The organism is Odoribacter sp. N54.MGS-14 (assembly GCF_000980295.1).
GTDB classification, from domain to species: Bacteria; Bacteroidota; Bacteroidia; order Bacteroidales; family Marinifilaceae; genus Odoribacter; species Odoribacter splanchnicus.
Genome location: NZ_LARL01000009.1, coordinates 1 through 17,505, shown reverse-complemented (window position 1 = coordinate 17,505; position 17,505 = coordinate 1). Strand labels below are relative to the sequence as shown.

10 protein-coding genes and 1 pseudogene are annotated in these 17,505 nt (G+C 43.7%); 5 read left to right on the top strand and 6 right to left on the bottom strand.

Going from position 1 to position 17,505, the window contains the following annotated elements:
• From WS42_RS03425 to WS42_RS03400, 6 genes and pseudogenes are all read right to left on the bottom strand, one after another.
• Positions 1 to 4,086 (bottom strand): cobaltochelatase subunit CobN, encoded by a 4,086-nt coding sequence (locus WS42_RS03425; protein ID WP_046450748.1) that lies wholly within the window; start codon positions 4,084 to 4,086, stop codon positions 1 to 3.
• 102 nt (positions 4,087 to 4,188) lie between these two features.
• The gene (locus WS42_RS03420) at positions 4,189 to 5,601 is read right to left on the bottom strand and encodes an HmuY family protein (protein ID WP_022160969.1); all 1,413 of its coding nucleotides are present in this window, start codon (positions 5,599 to 5,601) and stop codon (positions 4,189 to 4,191) included.
• A gap of 28 nt (positions 5,602 to 5,629) precedes the next feature.
• Positions 5,630 to 7,936: a TonB-dependent receptor gene (locus WS42_RS03415; RefSeq protein WP_046450747.1), complete on the bottom strand. Its 2,307-nt coding sequence runs from the start codon at positions 7,934 to 7,936 to the stop codon at positions 5,630 to 5,632.
• A 264-nt stretch (positions 7,937 to 8,200) separates the two neighbouring features.
• Positions 8,201 to 8,554: pseudogene (locus tag WS42_RS03410) on the bottom strand (DUF362 domain-containing protein); the annotation flags it as partial.
• A 45-nt stretch (positions 8,555 to 8,599) separates the two neighbouring features.
• Entirely contained in the window at positions 8,600 to 10,516 is a 1,917-nt protein-coding gene (locus tag WS42_RS03405; protein WP_046450759.1) for a TonB-dependent receptor, read from the bottom strand.
• Positions 10,517 to 10,706: 190 nt separating this feature from the next.
• Positions 10,707 to 12,059, bottom strand: coding sequence for an MATE family efflux transporter (locus tag WS42_RS03400; RefSeq protein WP_046450758.1), 1,353 nt, complete (start codon positions 12,057 to 12,059; stop codon positions 10,707 to 10,709).
• A 287-nt stretch (positions 12,060 to 12,346) separates the two neighbouring features.
• On the opposite strand from WS42_RS03400, the gene WS42_RS03395 reads away from it, so the two are divergent.
• From WS42_RS03395 to WS42_RS03370, 5 genes are all read left to right on the top strand, one after another.
• Entirely contained in the window at positions 12,347 to 14,041 is a 1,695-nt protein-coding gene (locus WS42_RS03395; protein WP_046402411.1) for an NUDIX domain-containing protein, read from the top strand.
• Between the two features lie 36 nt (positions 14,042 to 14,077).
• Positions 14,078 to 14,596, top strand: a complete 519-nt coding sequence (gene dcd / locus WS42_RS03390; protein ID WP_013611674.1) for a dCTP deaminase — start codon at positions 14,078 to 14,080, stop codon at positions 14,594 to 14,596.
• Positions 14,597 to 14,657: 61 nt separating this feature from the next.
• Positions 14,658 to 15,218 (top strand): AAA family ATPase, encoded by a 561-nt coding sequence (locus WS42_RS03385; protein ID WP_013611675.1) that lies wholly within the window; start codon positions 14,658 to 14,660, stop codon positions 15,216 to 15,218.
• Entirely contained in the window at positions 15,202 to 16,197 is a 996-nt protein-coding gene (locus WS42_RS03380; protein ID WP_046450746.1) for a hypothetical protein, read from the top strand. Before WS42_RS03385 ends, WS42_RS03380 begins: the two co-directional genes overlap by 17 nt.
• 654 nt (positions 16,198 to 16,851) lie before the next feature.
• The coding region (locus tag WS42_RS03370) for a Fic family protein (RefSeq protein WP_046450744.1) at positions 16,852 to 17,505 on the top strand (654 nt) is incomplete at its 3' end.

Genomic DNA, 17,505 nt, shown 5'->3' with positions numbered 1-17,505 from the left:
TTAATTCCCTTTTCTTTTTTTCTTCAAAACCAGCAACAGTATCACAAACAGAGCGAATACCCCACCAGCGATCCATACGCCGTTCAACACATTTTTCTCTCCCCGTTCAGCCTGAGCTACCTCATCTTTTTTCAGGACCATTCCTTTTTTATCGGTAGCCACCTGAGCCGTTTTCATGGATTGAATCTGCTCTTTGTAAACAGTGGCACGTTCCGGCTGTACCCGGCTGGCGATATAATCCTGCAGTTTGGCATTTCCTCCGGCAAATCCGCTCCCAGCCGATCCGAACTCTTTCACCAGATCGGTATGCAAATTTGCCAGGGTACTGATCTGTTGTTCCGAAGCCTCCCACATCCCCTTCCGGGCAGTCTCGAGCATCACTGCTGTGATCTCCTGCAAAGCGGCCGGATTTTGTTGTTTGAAAAAATCTTCGGTTCCCAACTTGTAAGAATCCGTCACATAAACATCATAAATCTGATTCCACATAGCGTCGTCGATTACTTCAGGCTTGGTGACATTCCACCCGTAAGTGTTCGTTACCACTTCTGTAATCTGTGAAGCACTCGACGCCCCTCCTTTCATCACTTCTTTGATATATTCCGGATTGAAAATCGTCGAACGCGATTCCACTCCGATAGCCTCCTTCAAATCCTGCATTCTCACCCGGTTGCGATTCCGGTAATCGGCAAAATAAGCCTCGGGATCTTTACCGGTGACATTACGTACAGCCAAGTTCATGCCTCCCATAAACTCATATACATGATCCAGGCTCAATGCTCCCCAGGTATTGCTTTGCCGGGGTTGAACGACAACATCCGTATGGTGTAATACGGCCCGCAACAATCCGCTTTTCATTTCTCCCCATTCTTTCTCACTTCCGTAGACAGCCCCCATATTATTGATGTAGGTATCGGCTATTTCTTTTTCATCTTCCCATTTATCCCCACTGGTGATCATTCCCTGAATTCCGGTTCCGTACATGCCGTTCACACCACCGAACACTCGTTTTGCAGACATTTCGCGGGCTTCTTTAGGCGAAACTCCCTGTTCCACCAGTAACCGTTCCGTCTCTACCGTGCTTTCCGCCACCCGATTGTCGTATTTATCATTTGCAGAAGCGGCCGCCATTTCCACAGCTCTCGAGATCAACGCAAGCCGTGAAGCCGCTAAATCCCGGAACTGGCCGGAGGTCTGAACCACCACGTCGATACGGGGACGTCCCAAAGTTTCCGAAGGAATCAAACGCAGGTCCGACACCCGTCCATAAGCATCACGCACCGGCTCTACACCCAACATATAAAGCACTTGTGCTATAGTCGCTCCTTCACTTTCGATAAATTCACTGCTCCAGAAAGTATAACTCACTTTACGAGGATAATCACCGTGAGTCTTCCGGTATTGAGCAAGCGTATTTTCGACCAATTCTTTTCCTTTCGTCCAAGCCTGTTCCGATGGAGTGGCCTCGGCATTGACAGCATATAAATTACGACCGGTAGGTACTGCCTGCGGATTAGCGACTGCATCTCCTCCCGAAGTGGGAGCGATATATCCACCCGACAAAGCATTCAATACCGACTGCATTTCCTGCTCCGGACTATTTTCCAAAGCCAGCTTATAATTCACAATATTCGTAATCGTACGTTCCACTTCGGTGATCGCCCGGGCTTCCGCTTTCTGTTCATTGGTATACTGCACTACCGGTTTCGCCTTACCTTTCCCCATCATCCCCCTTTTCGGAGGAGTAAGAATCGTATGTGCTTCTTTCAATTTTTCAGGAGTGATCCCCGCGATCTGACAAACCAGTGCCTCATCGGCTTTTTTACCGTCCAGTACCTGACTGACCAACCGTTTGGCCGGATCCAGATATCGCTGAGTAAAAAACACCTTACTATTCAATTGTTTATCAGACACTTTTCCATTTTGTTTATCCAAAGCTGCCAAGCTATAAGCTATCGGATCTGTGCTCATCGCCAAAACCGATGAACGAATTTTTTCCGGGGAATAAGGAATACCGGTCGTATAAAGCTGTCCGGTCATTTTTTCATTGGCAATCTCCTCGGCAAAATTCTCGATACGCTCGATCTCCTCGGTCGAATAGGGACGGTCCAACAGGCTATCCAAACGCAGTTCCCGGTGTAATCCCATTTCCACCGCAATTTTCTTTACAGCCAAAGAGGCCTGTAATTGCCCGGATTCATCTGTTTTGTAATAAGTCTGAATCTCATTTTCCAGTTTCTTATACTGTCCCCGGGTCTTACTTTCCATAAAAGGCGGAGTCAGGTAAGAAATAGTCGTTGCATAAGAACGCCTTTTAGCCATCATACTCTCTCCCACATTTCCGATCGTATAATAATAAAAATGAGGGACAGTGCCTACCAGCCGGTCCGGCCAGTCGTAACTACTGAGTGCCACCTGTTTCTGAGGAGTAAATTCCAGACTACCGTGTGTCCCGAAATGGATCATCGCATCGGCACCGAAAGCATATCGGGCCCACAGATAAGCTCCGATATAGGTATGCGGCGGTGCGGTTTTAGCGCCGTGAACAATAGCAAAAGCATCATCCCCGACAGCCGCCATCGGCTGAGGCAATAAGACCACATTGCCCAGATCTATCCGAGCCACCGCCAGATAGGACTTTCCATTTTCTACCGTACTCATATAGTTTCCCGGAGCTTCTCCGTATATCTTCACCACATCTGCATAGAGCCCTTGCGGAAGAGCTTGTTTCACCCATGATTCATATTCCGACTTTTCCACCAGAGCGGGATGACCGTTCTTCATAAAATCGTCGAAAGCACCTTCTGCATAAGTACTCAGTACAGCCCCTTGTGTCATCAGCAACTTTTCGAATTCATTCTCGGTAGCCGGAAGGTTTTCTACTTTATACCCTTCAGCTTTCAGTCTTTTGATCAGATTATAAAGCGAAGGTACCGTCTCCAAGCCCTGTGCCGTCAGCGAAGATTGTCCTGCTCCTTTGAAATAATAGATCGCCACCCTTTTATCGGCATTCGCTTTTTGTTTCAAGCGGATAAAGTGACTGACAATCCCGGTAAAATTCTTTAAGCGTTCGGGGATCGCTTTGAACAGATACACCCCGTCTTTATCCAATTCCTGGTCATTCACCACATAGGGATAGATCGCTCCATCCAACTCCGGCACAACGACACTTTGCGACATAAATCCGCCGAACATCCCCATCGGATCTTTTTCCCATTCCTCCCGGGTTTGCAGGATCGACAGAGGTGAAAAAAGAGGGATATTCCGTTCTTTCAGCCATTCTACAGCTGCATCGGCCTGCCCCATCACCATACGCCCATGGGCAAAATGAATCACCGCATCCGGCTGGATTTCTTTCAGGAAAGCCAACCGTTTCATATAAGAGGAAATCGGATACACATTCAGGCCGGCACGCTGAAATGAAACGATCAGACTGTCGATATTATCCCGGTTGCCACTGAAAGGATCGTTCAAGCCACCGACAATAGCCACTTTGGGTTGCCCTTCCCGATAGAAACCATGTCCTTTTATATAATTCTCATAATCCGTCACTGTAGAGAAAGAAAGATTTTCATCTAAGTGGAAAAGTACATCCGAAGCACTCTCCACCGCAGTGTCGGCCGGAGTGACGAAGAAAAGCTTCCGGTCGATCTGCCGGCGTATATACCGGGCCATATTCCGGTAATTCTTTTTATTTCCATTCCCGATGTAAGAGGTTATATCAGCCTTGGTGATACTATCCAGGTTACAAATATTATTTTCCGGATTCGTAGCTGCATAAATATAAACAGGAGTCCCTTTATCGGCAGCCTTTTGAAGTTGTTCCCGTTGTCCGGCTGTCATCCGTAATCCCATACCGAAACCCAATACAAAGTCATACCGGTCCAGGCGTCCCAATTCCTCCAGAGAGACTTCTTCATACTTTATAAACTGATCTTCATTCGATTTTATTAAGCTGGTCGTTTGAAAATTTTGAAAATTGACCAGTCCGATCCGGGTAGTAGAAGCCCATTTACTCCAAGCCATCCAGCCACACAACAATACCAGAAGAAGTATAACCGTTCCTATCCACTTTTTGTTTTTTGTCATCTTTTAAAATTTAAACTTTCAATTTCGCTTTTTCACACCATTTGGCCGGCAGTCCCGGGAAGTCCGGATCTGCCAGCCAAATCTGATCGCTCATGTCCTACATTATTTCAACAATGCATATTCTATTTCAGGCCGTCCGCGTTCGGTGCCATCGGTACCGGTACCGAACTTCGTAAAACGGAGTTTATAATAGTTTCCATAACTATCTTTCAATACATAAAAACGATCTGTTTTCACGCCGGCATTCGTCACTCCCGGCATAGCAGGTGTACGCCAGGTAGTACCGATCACATTGGCTTTCTTTTCAAAATCGGCCTTCGAGGTTATATCCGTTACCTTAAAATTATCGTAGGTAGTCTGTTCATCCACCATGACCACGGCAGTCTCAACTCCTCCTACACTATTAGAAGTAACCACATCCTGTGAAAAAGAAGTCACAGGACCGGAAGCCATTTGTGAAACGGCAGCAGCATAAGCCCACATAATATCCCATTTTTTCCCCTCGGCCTGTGCATCTACTTTCTCACCGGATTCGAGTGAAAGCCCGACAAAATTATAGATCGGATTTTTCGCTATTTCCACGGTCTTCGGTGTCGTATCCCCTACTTTTCCATATTCTACCCGGTATCCTTCGCCATTACGGGTTACTTTCACTTTATACCAAAGACTTCTATTTTCTGTCCCGTCGGTATTGGTCTTGTTATCGGCAGAAGCGACAAAAAAGACTTTATTTTCAGCTGCATTTTCTGCAATCATCCCGAAAGCTGTTTTAGTCAAATCGCCTTCCACATCATCTACCCAGTCGGCGGAAAAATCTTCAGACATCGCTCCGGCCGCAATATTAGGAGCTTTTTGAGCATCTTCGAGTGTCACAGCTGCAAAGTCAGTTTTCTCCGATGCCACAGCTACCGTAGCATAAGACGAATTTAAAATAACCCTGAATTCATCCCCGCAATAAAATCCCAGATTCCAGCTTTTTCTTTTAATTTGTATCTGACTGTTATTGCTCAGATCGACATATACCATATTGGCATATTTTTCGGCCCCGTCATTTCCTTCCAATGTCAATTTTCCTCCGGTAGAAACAATCGGACTAAAGGACAAGTTCATTTCCTGAAGTGTACCGATTTTATAGCCCTCACTCAGCGACAGGGACAGAATCCGAAACTTCACGTTGCCCTCCGGAGATTTACCGTCGGCTTTAGCTACTGTAAACGAGCCGCTAGCCTGCCCCGCAGGGATATTCACCACCACCTGACCGTTAGTCAGAGCCGGGGTAACGGTAATATCCGACTCGGATACCTCCGTAGAAATCATCTGTACGGTAACATCCAAACTCTCCTTGGTTGCCCGGCTAAGCTTTATCCCCAGATCTATACCGGTACCATCCATACCGGCATCCGATACGGCAAACTCTACGGAGATATCCTGCATTTTCAAACCATCGTCGTCATCACTACAGGAATAACATCCTAAAAATGCGACACAAGCTAAAAGATAAATTACTTTTTTCATGTTTTATTTTATTTGATTTATACTGATACTAATTGAATTTTCCGTTCAATAAGAAACTCAACCCCACCGACCAACTTCGTCCGCAGCCTAAATAGCTGACAGAAGGCGTATCGTTAGGAGATTCGGCAATTGTCTCGAGTGAAGTCAGATTAAAAAGGTTTTTAACTCCTGCATTCAGATGGAGAAATGAAGTCAGTTTTTGAGTAACTGTAAGGTCACCGGTATGATAGCTTTTCATTCCCCTCAGGTAGATTTCACTTTCTTTCTTATTATCGGCTGTCGTATATTCATGATAATAATACTCTTTTCTTTCGCCAGTGTATTTATAGAACAAGCTGATATCCGTACCGGTCTTTTCAATGTGATAACTGATGCTGGTACTCACTTCGGGAGAATACCGGAATCGGGGCATACTTTTATTCCCGGTAGCATACCGGTTGTAGCGCCCGATCAACGACACATTCAGATTTGCCCGAAGTCCTCCCCAGCTCAACGAATTCTCCAAAGATCCGCCTACCGTTTTATAACGGTCGATATTATAATAGGTATTATAATTCGGAATATCGACATTCTGAGCCAGACTGATCTTATCCCTGAAATCATTATAAAATCCGCTCAAAGTGGTTGTCAGATGTATTTTCTCGCTATGCAATACCCGGTAGGCAACAGACCCCGTAATATTGTGGGAATATTCGGCCTTCAAATCCGGATTCCCGTCTATATCATGATTATCATTGTGGAAAGAGAAATAGAGTTCCTGCAAAGTCGGAGAACGGAATCCATAGGCATAGGACAACCGTAAATCCATATGTTTGGTCAACTTGAATTTGGTCAATACCGAGGGGATAGCTATCGGAGCATCGTAATCGGCAACGATAAAGGTCCGTACTCCGGGCCGTAAACTCAGCCATTCCCAGGGTTTATATTCGGCCGAGAGAAAAAAAGCCAGGTCCGAAACTTTCGGTGTACCGTCGATACGTCCGCCTTCACCTTGCGTCCACTGATATTCTACTCCCGGCTGTACACTGAATTCAGGTGCAATATTCCACGCAACCGTAGCCCGGGCTATCCAGGCTTTGTACTGGGTAATGTCCTGACTCGCTTCGGCAGAAGAAAGCCATTTCTCTCCGGTCGACAAATCACTCTCCGTCGTCCGGGTACGCCGTTTATAATCCTGATAAGAAAGAGCTGCATGGACATCCAGACGGTTATCCAGCTTCCAATCCGACTGTAACTGATGGGTATACCTTTTGGTCAGAAAATCTTTATCGGAAACTTTTTCCGGCTGAAGTTCACTCCCATTATTGGGACCGAAAATCTTCTCATCGAGGAAATCCAACCGATACCATACATTCATATTCCGGTTCTGAAATCCGAACATCCCATTCATCAAAGCCTGATCTTTCGGATGCCAGCGTTTCTCCCGGCCGGTCAAATCTCCCTGCCAGCCTCCATGATTATTGCGGGTATATCCCCCATTGACAAAAAGTCCGCTTTTGTGGTTAAATCCCAGATCTATACTCTCATTGTGAAGTCCCTTATCTTTAAAAAAATCATACTCTTTCCCCATAGATTCCTCTTGTACCCGGGCTCCCACTCTCCAGGTATTCTCTTCCGAATACCCATCCCCCTTTTTAGTGATGATATTGATTACCCCTGCCAAAGCATCGGTACCGTAAACCACCGACATCGGTCCCTCGACAATCTCTACCCGTTCGATACTATTCACATCTAACTGGCTCAGACTTTGTTTCGTCGCTCCCCGGTCGATCAATGGAATACCATCCAGCAATATTTTGACATTGTTTCCACTCATCCCCATCAATTCGAAATCCGTTTCACCCAAAGCCATATCGTTGGATAACCGGATTCCGATCTCTGTATTCAGCAAAGACTGTACACTGGTAGGCGCTTTCTGACGGATCTGTTCGCTATTGACCGTCCGCACTTTGTATAAAGAATTACGCATCGATTGAGGAGAAAACTGTCCCGTAACCACGACCTGTTCGAGCTGATTGACATTCTCCCGGATTTCAATATCCGCGAAATGATTTTCTTTTCCCTCTTCGATCGTAACGGGAAATTCCCGGCGATGTGCAGCTATGGATTGGACAATCATCGTATATTGTCCTGCCGGAGCCATAAATTCAAAATATCCTTTCCCATCCGAAGTACCTCCGTAAAACGTATTTTTCAATTGGATATTGATAAATTCAGCAGGAACACCATCGGTCGTTATAACATTTCCCGAAACTTTTACTTTTACACTTTTCTGACCCCAAACAACGAGTACAGAACAAATCAATAGGATTGTAATAAAAATATTTTTCAGCATCGCTTTTTAATTTATTGCGACTGCAAAATTACGGGAAGTAAGTTGGGAGGACAATCACCAAATATGGGTATTCTTCCTGTCCGGAATACCTAAGAATAAACAACGCATCACATACAACTAGCTAAAAACCGGCATCCTTCCTCAGGCCGAAAAATCCCAAAAAGAAAATAGCCGAGTTATGCCGGACGAAAGACATCGATTTATTCCCGGGAAGCACTTCTTTCTTCAGCAAAGAAAAAATAAACCCAGGTAGAATCAATTACGCTATAATTTCATTTCTACAAGTTCATATTTCCGGTTACCCAGCCCGATAATCTCCGGCGTATTCAAGGGTATGAATGCCGTGACACGACTCCATTCGTTCTATCAAGTACACTTTACCGGGATCTCCGGACACATACACCCAATCGACACATGCCTGATCCAGGCCCCCGGAGCAAGTGAAGCCCAAATACCGATATCTCCCGTCTGAGGAGCAGCCGGATGTGCATCACAACCACAATCCACCGACAGGTTATTCGCAATGCTGATATACAAAATACGATCTCCGCAATAGTCGGCAATAGCTTTCGCAGCCTCGGCCATCGATTCCAGGAAATCATCCTGTACCGGAAGATTTCCTCACATCTCTGCCGGATCTTTTGTTTTTACCGACTGTTTCGATTAAAAATTAATATTCATTCCGGCCATCACCGTAGCCTTAGGCATAGGAAATCCGTCGTTGATCTCATACCGTTGTGCCAGTAAGTTCTCTCCCCGGGCCCAGATATGAATCCACGACGCAGCCCGAAACTGTCCCTGCAAATTCCACATCACAAAATCTTCTTTCATATCTCTTCCCGTATTTCCTATTTTTACACCGGTATATAATCCGGCCACATACTGCACACCGGTCCCGGCAGACCAGCGGCCTTTGGAAAAAGTGGCTCCGGCATAAGCCTTGTGCCGGGGAGAAGCCAGTACAGGCTGTTCCATATGCAGATAACTGTAATTGGCATCTACCGACCAGACAGGAGAAAAACGATAAGCAAACTGCACTTCAGCTCCGGTATTTTCGATCTTTCCGGTATTGATATTCATCTGCCTGCCATCGACCGGCATTCTCATAATCAGATTTTCCCCATCGATATAAAAAACATTTACCCCATAAAAAAGCCGCCCATTCATCGAACGCTGCGACCAGGCCAACTCATAATTCCACAGTCGCTCCGGTCTCAAATCGGGATTGGCCGGCCGAAACATATAAAGCTCCCGGATCGTCGGATAGCGGAAACCTTTCCCGGCCATCAGTTTTATCTCTGCATTCGCAGGCAAGTGGAACGACAATCCAGCCTGAGGAACCCATTCGGTCCCCACATGCGAATGATGATCGATACGTACTCCCAGATCCAATGTCAACCAACGGTAAAGATGTTGGCGAAAATCTACATATCCGGCCATTTCGTCCTGCTTCTTATCGACTTGCGGTTGGCGTTCACCACCATTCACAGGTTGATTCCAGGACTCCCCGCCGAAATGAAAGAAATCGACTCCTGCTGTGAGACGGTTTCCTTTAAAGAGTTGTACACTCTGATACCACGACAGTCCCAGCATATCGTCCCGTGAATTAAAACGATAGTCCAGTGGTTCCCCTCCAACGGCATATCCATCGTTAATCCAATGCTTTCCCCAATTATAGAAGAAACTCAAAGCACCCGAAGTTTTTTCATAATTGTTTTCAAGTGCAAAAGAAGTCATACCTCTGGTGATCCGTTGATCATTATCTATCAATGGATCGGTAACCTTACCGGGGTTCGAAGCGTTGAAGTGGGTCAGGTTTACATCAGCCCGTACGTTCCATGCCTGCGAAATCTCATATCCTAATTTCGCATAACCTCCTGCCTGTTCGAATTCCATATCCGGCCGATGTCCGTCGCTCCGGTTATACGAAGCGCTCACCACACTCGTAAAACGTCCGGTTTTCAGTCGGTTCGTTACTTCTGTCTGCAAGGTATTGTAAGAGCCATACCCCAGATTAAAATGGGTTTTCATGCCATCTTCCTGCATTTTACGGGTAACGATATTGATCACACCTCCCATTGCATTCGAACCGTACAATACCGATGCCGGCCCACGCAGGACCTCGACCCGTTCAGCTAAAAACGACTGATAAGCATCGGAAATCGGATGGGCGAAAAGCCCCATATATTGAGGATGTCCGTCGATCAACACCAACAGCCCGGTCGTCGGCACACCTTCCTGCGGAGCACCACCGACTCCACGCAAAGACATCTGCCCGGCAGCACCTCCCGACACCCCGTATCCCATCATCCCCCGAGAGGTAATAAAAAGCCCCGGCACCTGTTCGGTCAACAAGGGAAGCAAAGAAGATTCATTACTCTGCTCGATCTGCTGGCGCCCCACCACCGAAACCGTCATCGGCAAATGGCGAATGTCGGTCTCATTACGCGTACCTGTCACTACCACCTCATCGATCGTATACGACCTGCCCTGTGGCAGACTGTCTCTTATCTCCTGGGCCCGGATAAATCCGCCCGGTAGCAGTAAAACTACTGCAAATAAAATATCAACTACTTTCATTTTCAGATATTGGATCATTTTGAATATATTCCGTCACCACGAATTACTTCTTATTCGGTTACAAAAATAGAAAATAGGTTTCATCCGGTTTGTATCTATTTTACCTGATTTATTACCAATATTACATACCTCTTATTACTTACAACAGTTTATAATAATTCCTGCAATCTTTATCACCTTTGAAGAGAGATCACCACTCCAAAGATTTTCTTTGTTTCATTCGATAATAACACCAACCGAAAATATCTGCCAAAAACCATCCGATAGGAATAGACCACCAGATTCCCCATACACCTATACCCGGAATAGCAGCTAAGGTATAAGCCAGGGCCACCCGGACACCCAGGGATATAACGGTCAACACGACAGACATTCCGGGTTTCCTAACAGCACGATAGAAACCATATAATAAAAACAACCAACCAATGCCACAATAAAAAGCTCCTTCAATCCGTAAATATTCTACACCGATAGAAATAATTTCCGTTTCATGTGCCGGAATAAAGATAAGCATCAGTGGTCTGGCCAAAACAAAAACGAGTACAGAAATAATAAGGCAAAAAATAAGGGTAACCCTAACGGCGACCCGGATTCCTTTGCGGATACGTTCGTGTTTTCCAGCTCCGAAATTCTGAGCAATAAAAGTAGAGAAGGCATTTCCGAAATCCTGAACAGGCATATAAGCAAACGAATCGATTTTAACTGCCGCAGCAAAGCCAGCCATAACAGCCGTACCAAAGCTATTGATCAGTCCCTGCACCATCAGTATACCGAAATTCATGACAGATTGTTGGGCACAAGTCAGCGAAGAATAGGTTGCAATTTCTTTGACCGTGGCCCATTTTAGTTGCATATTCTGGCGGGAAATCCGGAAATCCGGAAACCGGTAAAGGCTATAGAAACAGAGTCCGATCCCCGATACCGCCTGAGCGATGACCGTAGCCCATGCCGCTCCGCGGACTCCCCAACCGAAAGACAGAATAAAAACCAAATCGAGCACAATGTTAAGAACAACAGCTACAGCCAGAAAGACCAAGGGCAGGACAGAATTCCCGACAGCCCGGAGTAAGGAAGCATAATAGTTATAGAGAAAGGTAAATCCGATTCCCCCAAAAATAATCCACAAATAATCCCGCATAAGGATATATACTTCAGCCGGGACCTGCAGTAACCGCAAAATAGGATCGATCCAGACAAAAACCGCAATATTCAGCAATAGCGTAATCACCCCGATCAATACCAGAGAGACAAAAATACTACGTTTCAAAGCTTCATGATCCCTGGCTCCGTACTGAAGTGAAAAAACAACCCCGCTTCCCATACATAAGCCCAAGAGGACCGAAGTCAGAAAAATCATCAACGTATAGGCCGACCCCACAGCAGCCAAAGCCTTGGCTCCCAAAAACCGACCGACGATCAATGTATCGGCGATATTATAGAACTGCTGTAACAAATTTCCCAATATCATCGGAACAGCAAACCACAACATCCCCCATGTAATATTTCCGGTCACCAGACTGTGTGTTTTATTTCTCCCTTCCATCTGTACCCTCTCTATCGATAAACGCCCATCCTGCATAATACACGACTAAATTCAGACCTGCAAAAGTAGGAGAAAAAAGGTAACTCCTGCCCTTAACTGATGTTGAAATTTCAAAAGATCGCGGCCCACAACAAAAAAAAGTAAAGTATATCGAAATTTATTACAAAGGTTTAGGGGATGTGTTCGTTCTGTTTCTCAAATATTTGCTAAATTTGCCGAACGGTATAGCTGTTTTTAGTCAGGTGCATCGATAATATTGATCTGATTTGTTTTAAGTGGATTACAAAATGGAAACTTCCGAAAATATAAAAAGTTACTATCAGGATTACATCAGCATATATAAGGATGAGACCGATAGACTAAAACAATTCAAAACCTTTATCGATAAAACAGAATCGGATCAATTGTTCGACCGTAAAAATTTTGTCGGCCATATTACCGGCAGTGCGATTATTTTTGATTACAAAAATTCCAAAGTACTTTTAATCAAACACATCATACTTCAACGTTGGTTACAACCGGGAGGCCATATTGAAAAAACGGACGCTTCCATTCTGGATGGTGTTTACAGGGAAATCTTCGAAGAAACGAACATAGCCAAAGACGATTTGATGTTGATTTCTCCTATCTTCGGAAAAAAATTCCCCATCGACATCGACTCGCATCCCATCCCCGAGAATCCGGCCAAACACGAAAAACAACACTTTCATCACGACCTCCGCTATTTTTTTATTTACAAAGGAGAAAAGATCACGGAAGAAAGCGAAAACTTAAAGTGGAGTGATGTATCCAGTTTATCCAGCCAGGTCACCTTCCTGAAATTAGTAAAAAAAATATGGGACCTGCTCGATATCGATTTGAATACGAGATTATTTTATGAAAATATCATCTCAAAAGCCCGGACAACCGGCGAAAATTATATTGCTGTCGTCGTTTCCCATATCATCCCCGATGCCGTTCATTACTTAAGGGCCATCGATACGATCTTCCCTATTCAAACGATCGTCCCCAAGCCCAACTCGATCGACGAAAAGACTTACACGATCGTTCGGAAGGATTTTAAAATTTCGCATGTATGCCGGGAAGACATGGCTCAGGATACAGAAAACGAAGTGATCAGAATCCTGGAAAACACGAATGAAAAAATCCTGCTTTTCGATATTGGCGGATATTTCGCCCATATCCACGAGACCTGGCCTGTAACTATCCTCGAACGGATTGCTTTAATCATCGAAGATACCGAAAACGGCTATCAAAAGTATGAACATGTGATCGGAGACTCGGAGCGAAAGAAGCAGAACTACCCGTTTAAAGTCGTATCTGTAGCCAGAAGTCCTTTAAAAGAAAACGAAGACTTTCTAGTCGGTCAGTCCGTCTTTTTTTCGGCAGATGCCCTGATGAGAGAAGACGGGAAATTGATCCAATACCTGAAATGCGGAATTTTAGGTTATGGAAAAATCGGTCGGTCGATCGCCTCCCATCTCTTGCAGAGAGGAGTAAAACCCGCAGTTTACGATACCAATCCACTGAAAAGAGTATCGGCATTCAATGAACTTAACCGGATTCCGGACCGGGACTCCATAATAAAGGAATCGGACATTCTGTTTTCTGCCACAGGCAACAAATCCCTCAAAATCGAAGATTTCAGGGAATTGAAAAACGGATGTTATATCTTTTCCGTCACGTCTTCGGATGACGAACTGGAATTGGAATTTACCGGAGAATATGAAAAGCAAGAAGTAAGAAAACATATATTCAAATATTCGAATGAGAATATGAACTATTTTTTCCTGGTGAACGACGGGAATGCCGTTAATTTTATTTATAATGCCGTTATGGGAGATTTTATCCATTTGGTCAGGGCTGAAATGATATTGGCGATCAACGGACTGCCCGGTTATGCGCCCGGAAAAATTTCGACGGTCCCTACCGACATCAGAGAAAATATTGCGGAAAGCTGGTTAAAAGTATTCGAACCTTAAAATAAACAGAGATATAGTATAAATTAAATAGAACATATGATCATATCTGGATTAGAAATTAAGAACATGCTGAACAAGGAGATATTCATCGAGCCTTTCGACGACTCGAGATTAAATCCGAATAGTTATAACCTGAGATTACATAACGAATTGCTGGTATATGATTCGCATGTATTGGACATGAAAGTTAAAAATGAAACCAAGACTATCTCGATTCCTCCCGAGGGCCTGGTGCTCGAGCCCGGAATCGTGTATCTCGGCAGAACCGTCGAATATACCAAAACCCTGAATCATGTCCCGATGCTCGAAGGCAGATCGTCGATCGGACGTCTGGGAATATATATACATGTCACCGCCGGTTTCGGAGATGTGGGTTTTTCGGGTTATTGGACTCTGGAAATATCTTGTATTCAACCGGTACGGATATATCCGAATGTCGAAATATGTCAAATATTTTATCATACGATTTTAGGAGATTGCTCCAAAATGTATAAAAGTAAATATCAAAATAACGAAGGCATTCAGGCAAGTAAAATGTATGAAGAATTTCAATAAACCATTCATACAAAATCATCGACGGACGATCCGACAATAAGAAAACTTTACAGTAGCGAATATGAAAAAAATAATAGCCCTGGTGGGCATGAGCGGTACAGGAAAAAGTGAAGCGACTAATTTTCTGAAAGATCAATTTAATTTCGATCTCTTTTACTTCGGCGGTATTGTTCTCAACGAAGTCAAAAAGAGGGGTCTAGAAATCAACAATGAAAACGAGAAAATGGTAAGAGAAGATTTAAGGCGCCAACATGGCAACGGCGTATTGGCCAAAATAGCTTCGGAAACCATCGCAAAAACCGATTCGACCATTCTTTTGGACGGCCTCTATAGCTTTACGGAATATAAAATATTGAAAGAGTTATATCCGGAAAACTTTATCGTAGTAGCTATCCATTCCGATAAAGCATTGAGATATGAAAGACTCGCCCAAAGGAAATTCAGGCCATTGACCAAAACCGAAGTCGACCGGCGCGATTATACCGAGATCGAGAATATCGAAAAAGGTGGTCCTATCGCTATAGCCGATTACCATATCCTGAATAACGGCGACGTTTCGATACTCAGACAAAATCTACTGGAATTAATGGACAAAATACTCACCGATGATAACAGCAGGTAAAGTATCTGAAACGCTGGTTTTAGATGGAATCAAATGGGGAATGGGAATTCTTTTAGTACTCTTGTACGGCTCTGTTCATTCCCAATTGGAACAGTATAATCCGATCATTATCTATATGTCGCTGATTCTGTATATACTGTTGTTTTTAGCAGACTTTATTCCTTCTTACCGGCATAAAGAAAAAACCGATATCCAGTTTAAATTATTCTTATATATAGGTTCTCTGTGCCTATTTTTCATTCTGGTTTTCTTGCTCAAAGCTCCCCAATATACAGCCAGTCATACACCCTTCATCATTTCATTCTGTTTTTTTATCACGGGAAGATTACTCCTCGAGTCCAACCTGAACAGAATGATACAAAGAGAAAAAAAATTAATTAAATCGCTGGGGTTTGCAGCGACAGGCATCCTGATTGAAAAACCAGGCGGAGACGCAGTGAATTTTATCATTATTTTAAATAAAAATTTGAGGCAGGGAAAAGGATTATGGGTTCCACCCGGAGGCCATTTCCTGCCTTATATTGATAACCCCGGGACAAAATTAAAAAATAAAATTTACGAGGAAATCGGGGTGGATTGTGAGGTTATATGTGAAGAAGGGCAAAAACCATCCGAAGTGCACGACACCATAACCAACGAAGTAGAGTGGCTCGTTCCACCTGCATTCCTATTGAAAGAATTTCTCCCGGACCAGTGCAAACAGCACCATTCCCATCATTTTGATTTAATCTATCTTTGCACTACCGATGGCAAAGTAAAAAATAAAACATGTAAGTATAAAAGCAGCACTCTCGTCCGGATCCCGCTAAAAGAATGCCTGGACAGCTTCGAAGCGACAGAACGCGCATTGAATAAAAAGATTCGGGAAAAAGCTAATGAATTGGGATTGGAAACTTATTCCAGAAATGAAAATGTATCCAGAGATTTAATCTGGCGGCTCCATTTAGCTGCCAATAAATACCTGAGTAATCAGAAATAAAAGGGGACATCATCTACCCCTGCTTGCAGACTTACAAAAAGGGCTTTATTTTTGTTATGGCTTATTTATCTCTTATACAAAACATTGACGCTTTTAATCGCTTTAGTACTCCGGTTATTTATAGTGGACTTTATCCGCTTCTCGGATTCTTTTATTAGCTGTTAGTAAAAATCTACATATCGTCTTGAAGTCATTCATACTTTCCTTAGATTCTGCTGACCTCATGAAAAGCAACTCAACGCCGAAAGCCCCCAAAAAATGGTCTTTCAAATTACTTCCAATGCAGAACAAGATGCTCAGGGTGGTAGTCTACCGATTGCCTTGATATTACGATTTTGTAAACAACGAAGTATTACAACACCGGATTTAATAGCTTTGCCTGAACAATGGGACAAGGAGTTTGAATGGCATAACTTGAAAAGAGCAAATAGCTATCACGATAAGATGAAATAATATCCGTCATGTTCGTGCATTAAAAACGGTTTTAAATATAGCTATTCAGGGTAATGTCGGTAATCTTGAAACCTATCTTTTTCAAACCGCTATGGAACAATGACCGGAAAGAAAATTTTCAGCTCGTAATCTTCTTTTTCCATTCAATACAAGCTTTCATTTTTATTCCTTATTTTTGTAATCAACTAAAAATATAGCAACATGAATAGTAAGTTGGTTGATTTATTAAGAGAAGTGGATTCATTGAAAGTGCGGTTATCTTCTTTGCGTCCTTTGCCAGTAGAGGCATTAAAGAAAATTCAGGATGCTTTAGATATCGAATACACTTACGAGAGTAACCGTATAGAAGGAAACACGCTTACCCTACAGGAAACGGCACTTGTTGTCAACGAAGGAATCACTATCTTTGGTAAATCCATGCGTGAACACCTGGAGGCAATCAATCATGCAGAAGCTATTGACTATATAAAGGAGGTTGCTAAACAGGATATTGGAATAAGTCAAAGAACGATCAAGGAGATTCATGCACTTGTATTACACGGTATAGATAGGGAGAACACCGGAAGTTATAGAACCGTACCCGTGATGATCTCGGGTTGTACTCACGTGCCGCCTCAACCTTATTTGTTGGAGAAACTAATGGAAGATTTCATGCTGGCATTTCAACGCATGGAAAAAGAAAATGTTCATCCAGTTATTATCGCCGCCTATTTACATAATGAACTGGTGAGGATACATCCATTTATAGATGGCAACGGGCGTACTTCTCGACTTCTGATGAACCTCTACCTGTTACAGAAAGGTTATACCATTGTTACCCTGAAAAGTGATAATGATATGAAGTTACGTTATTAT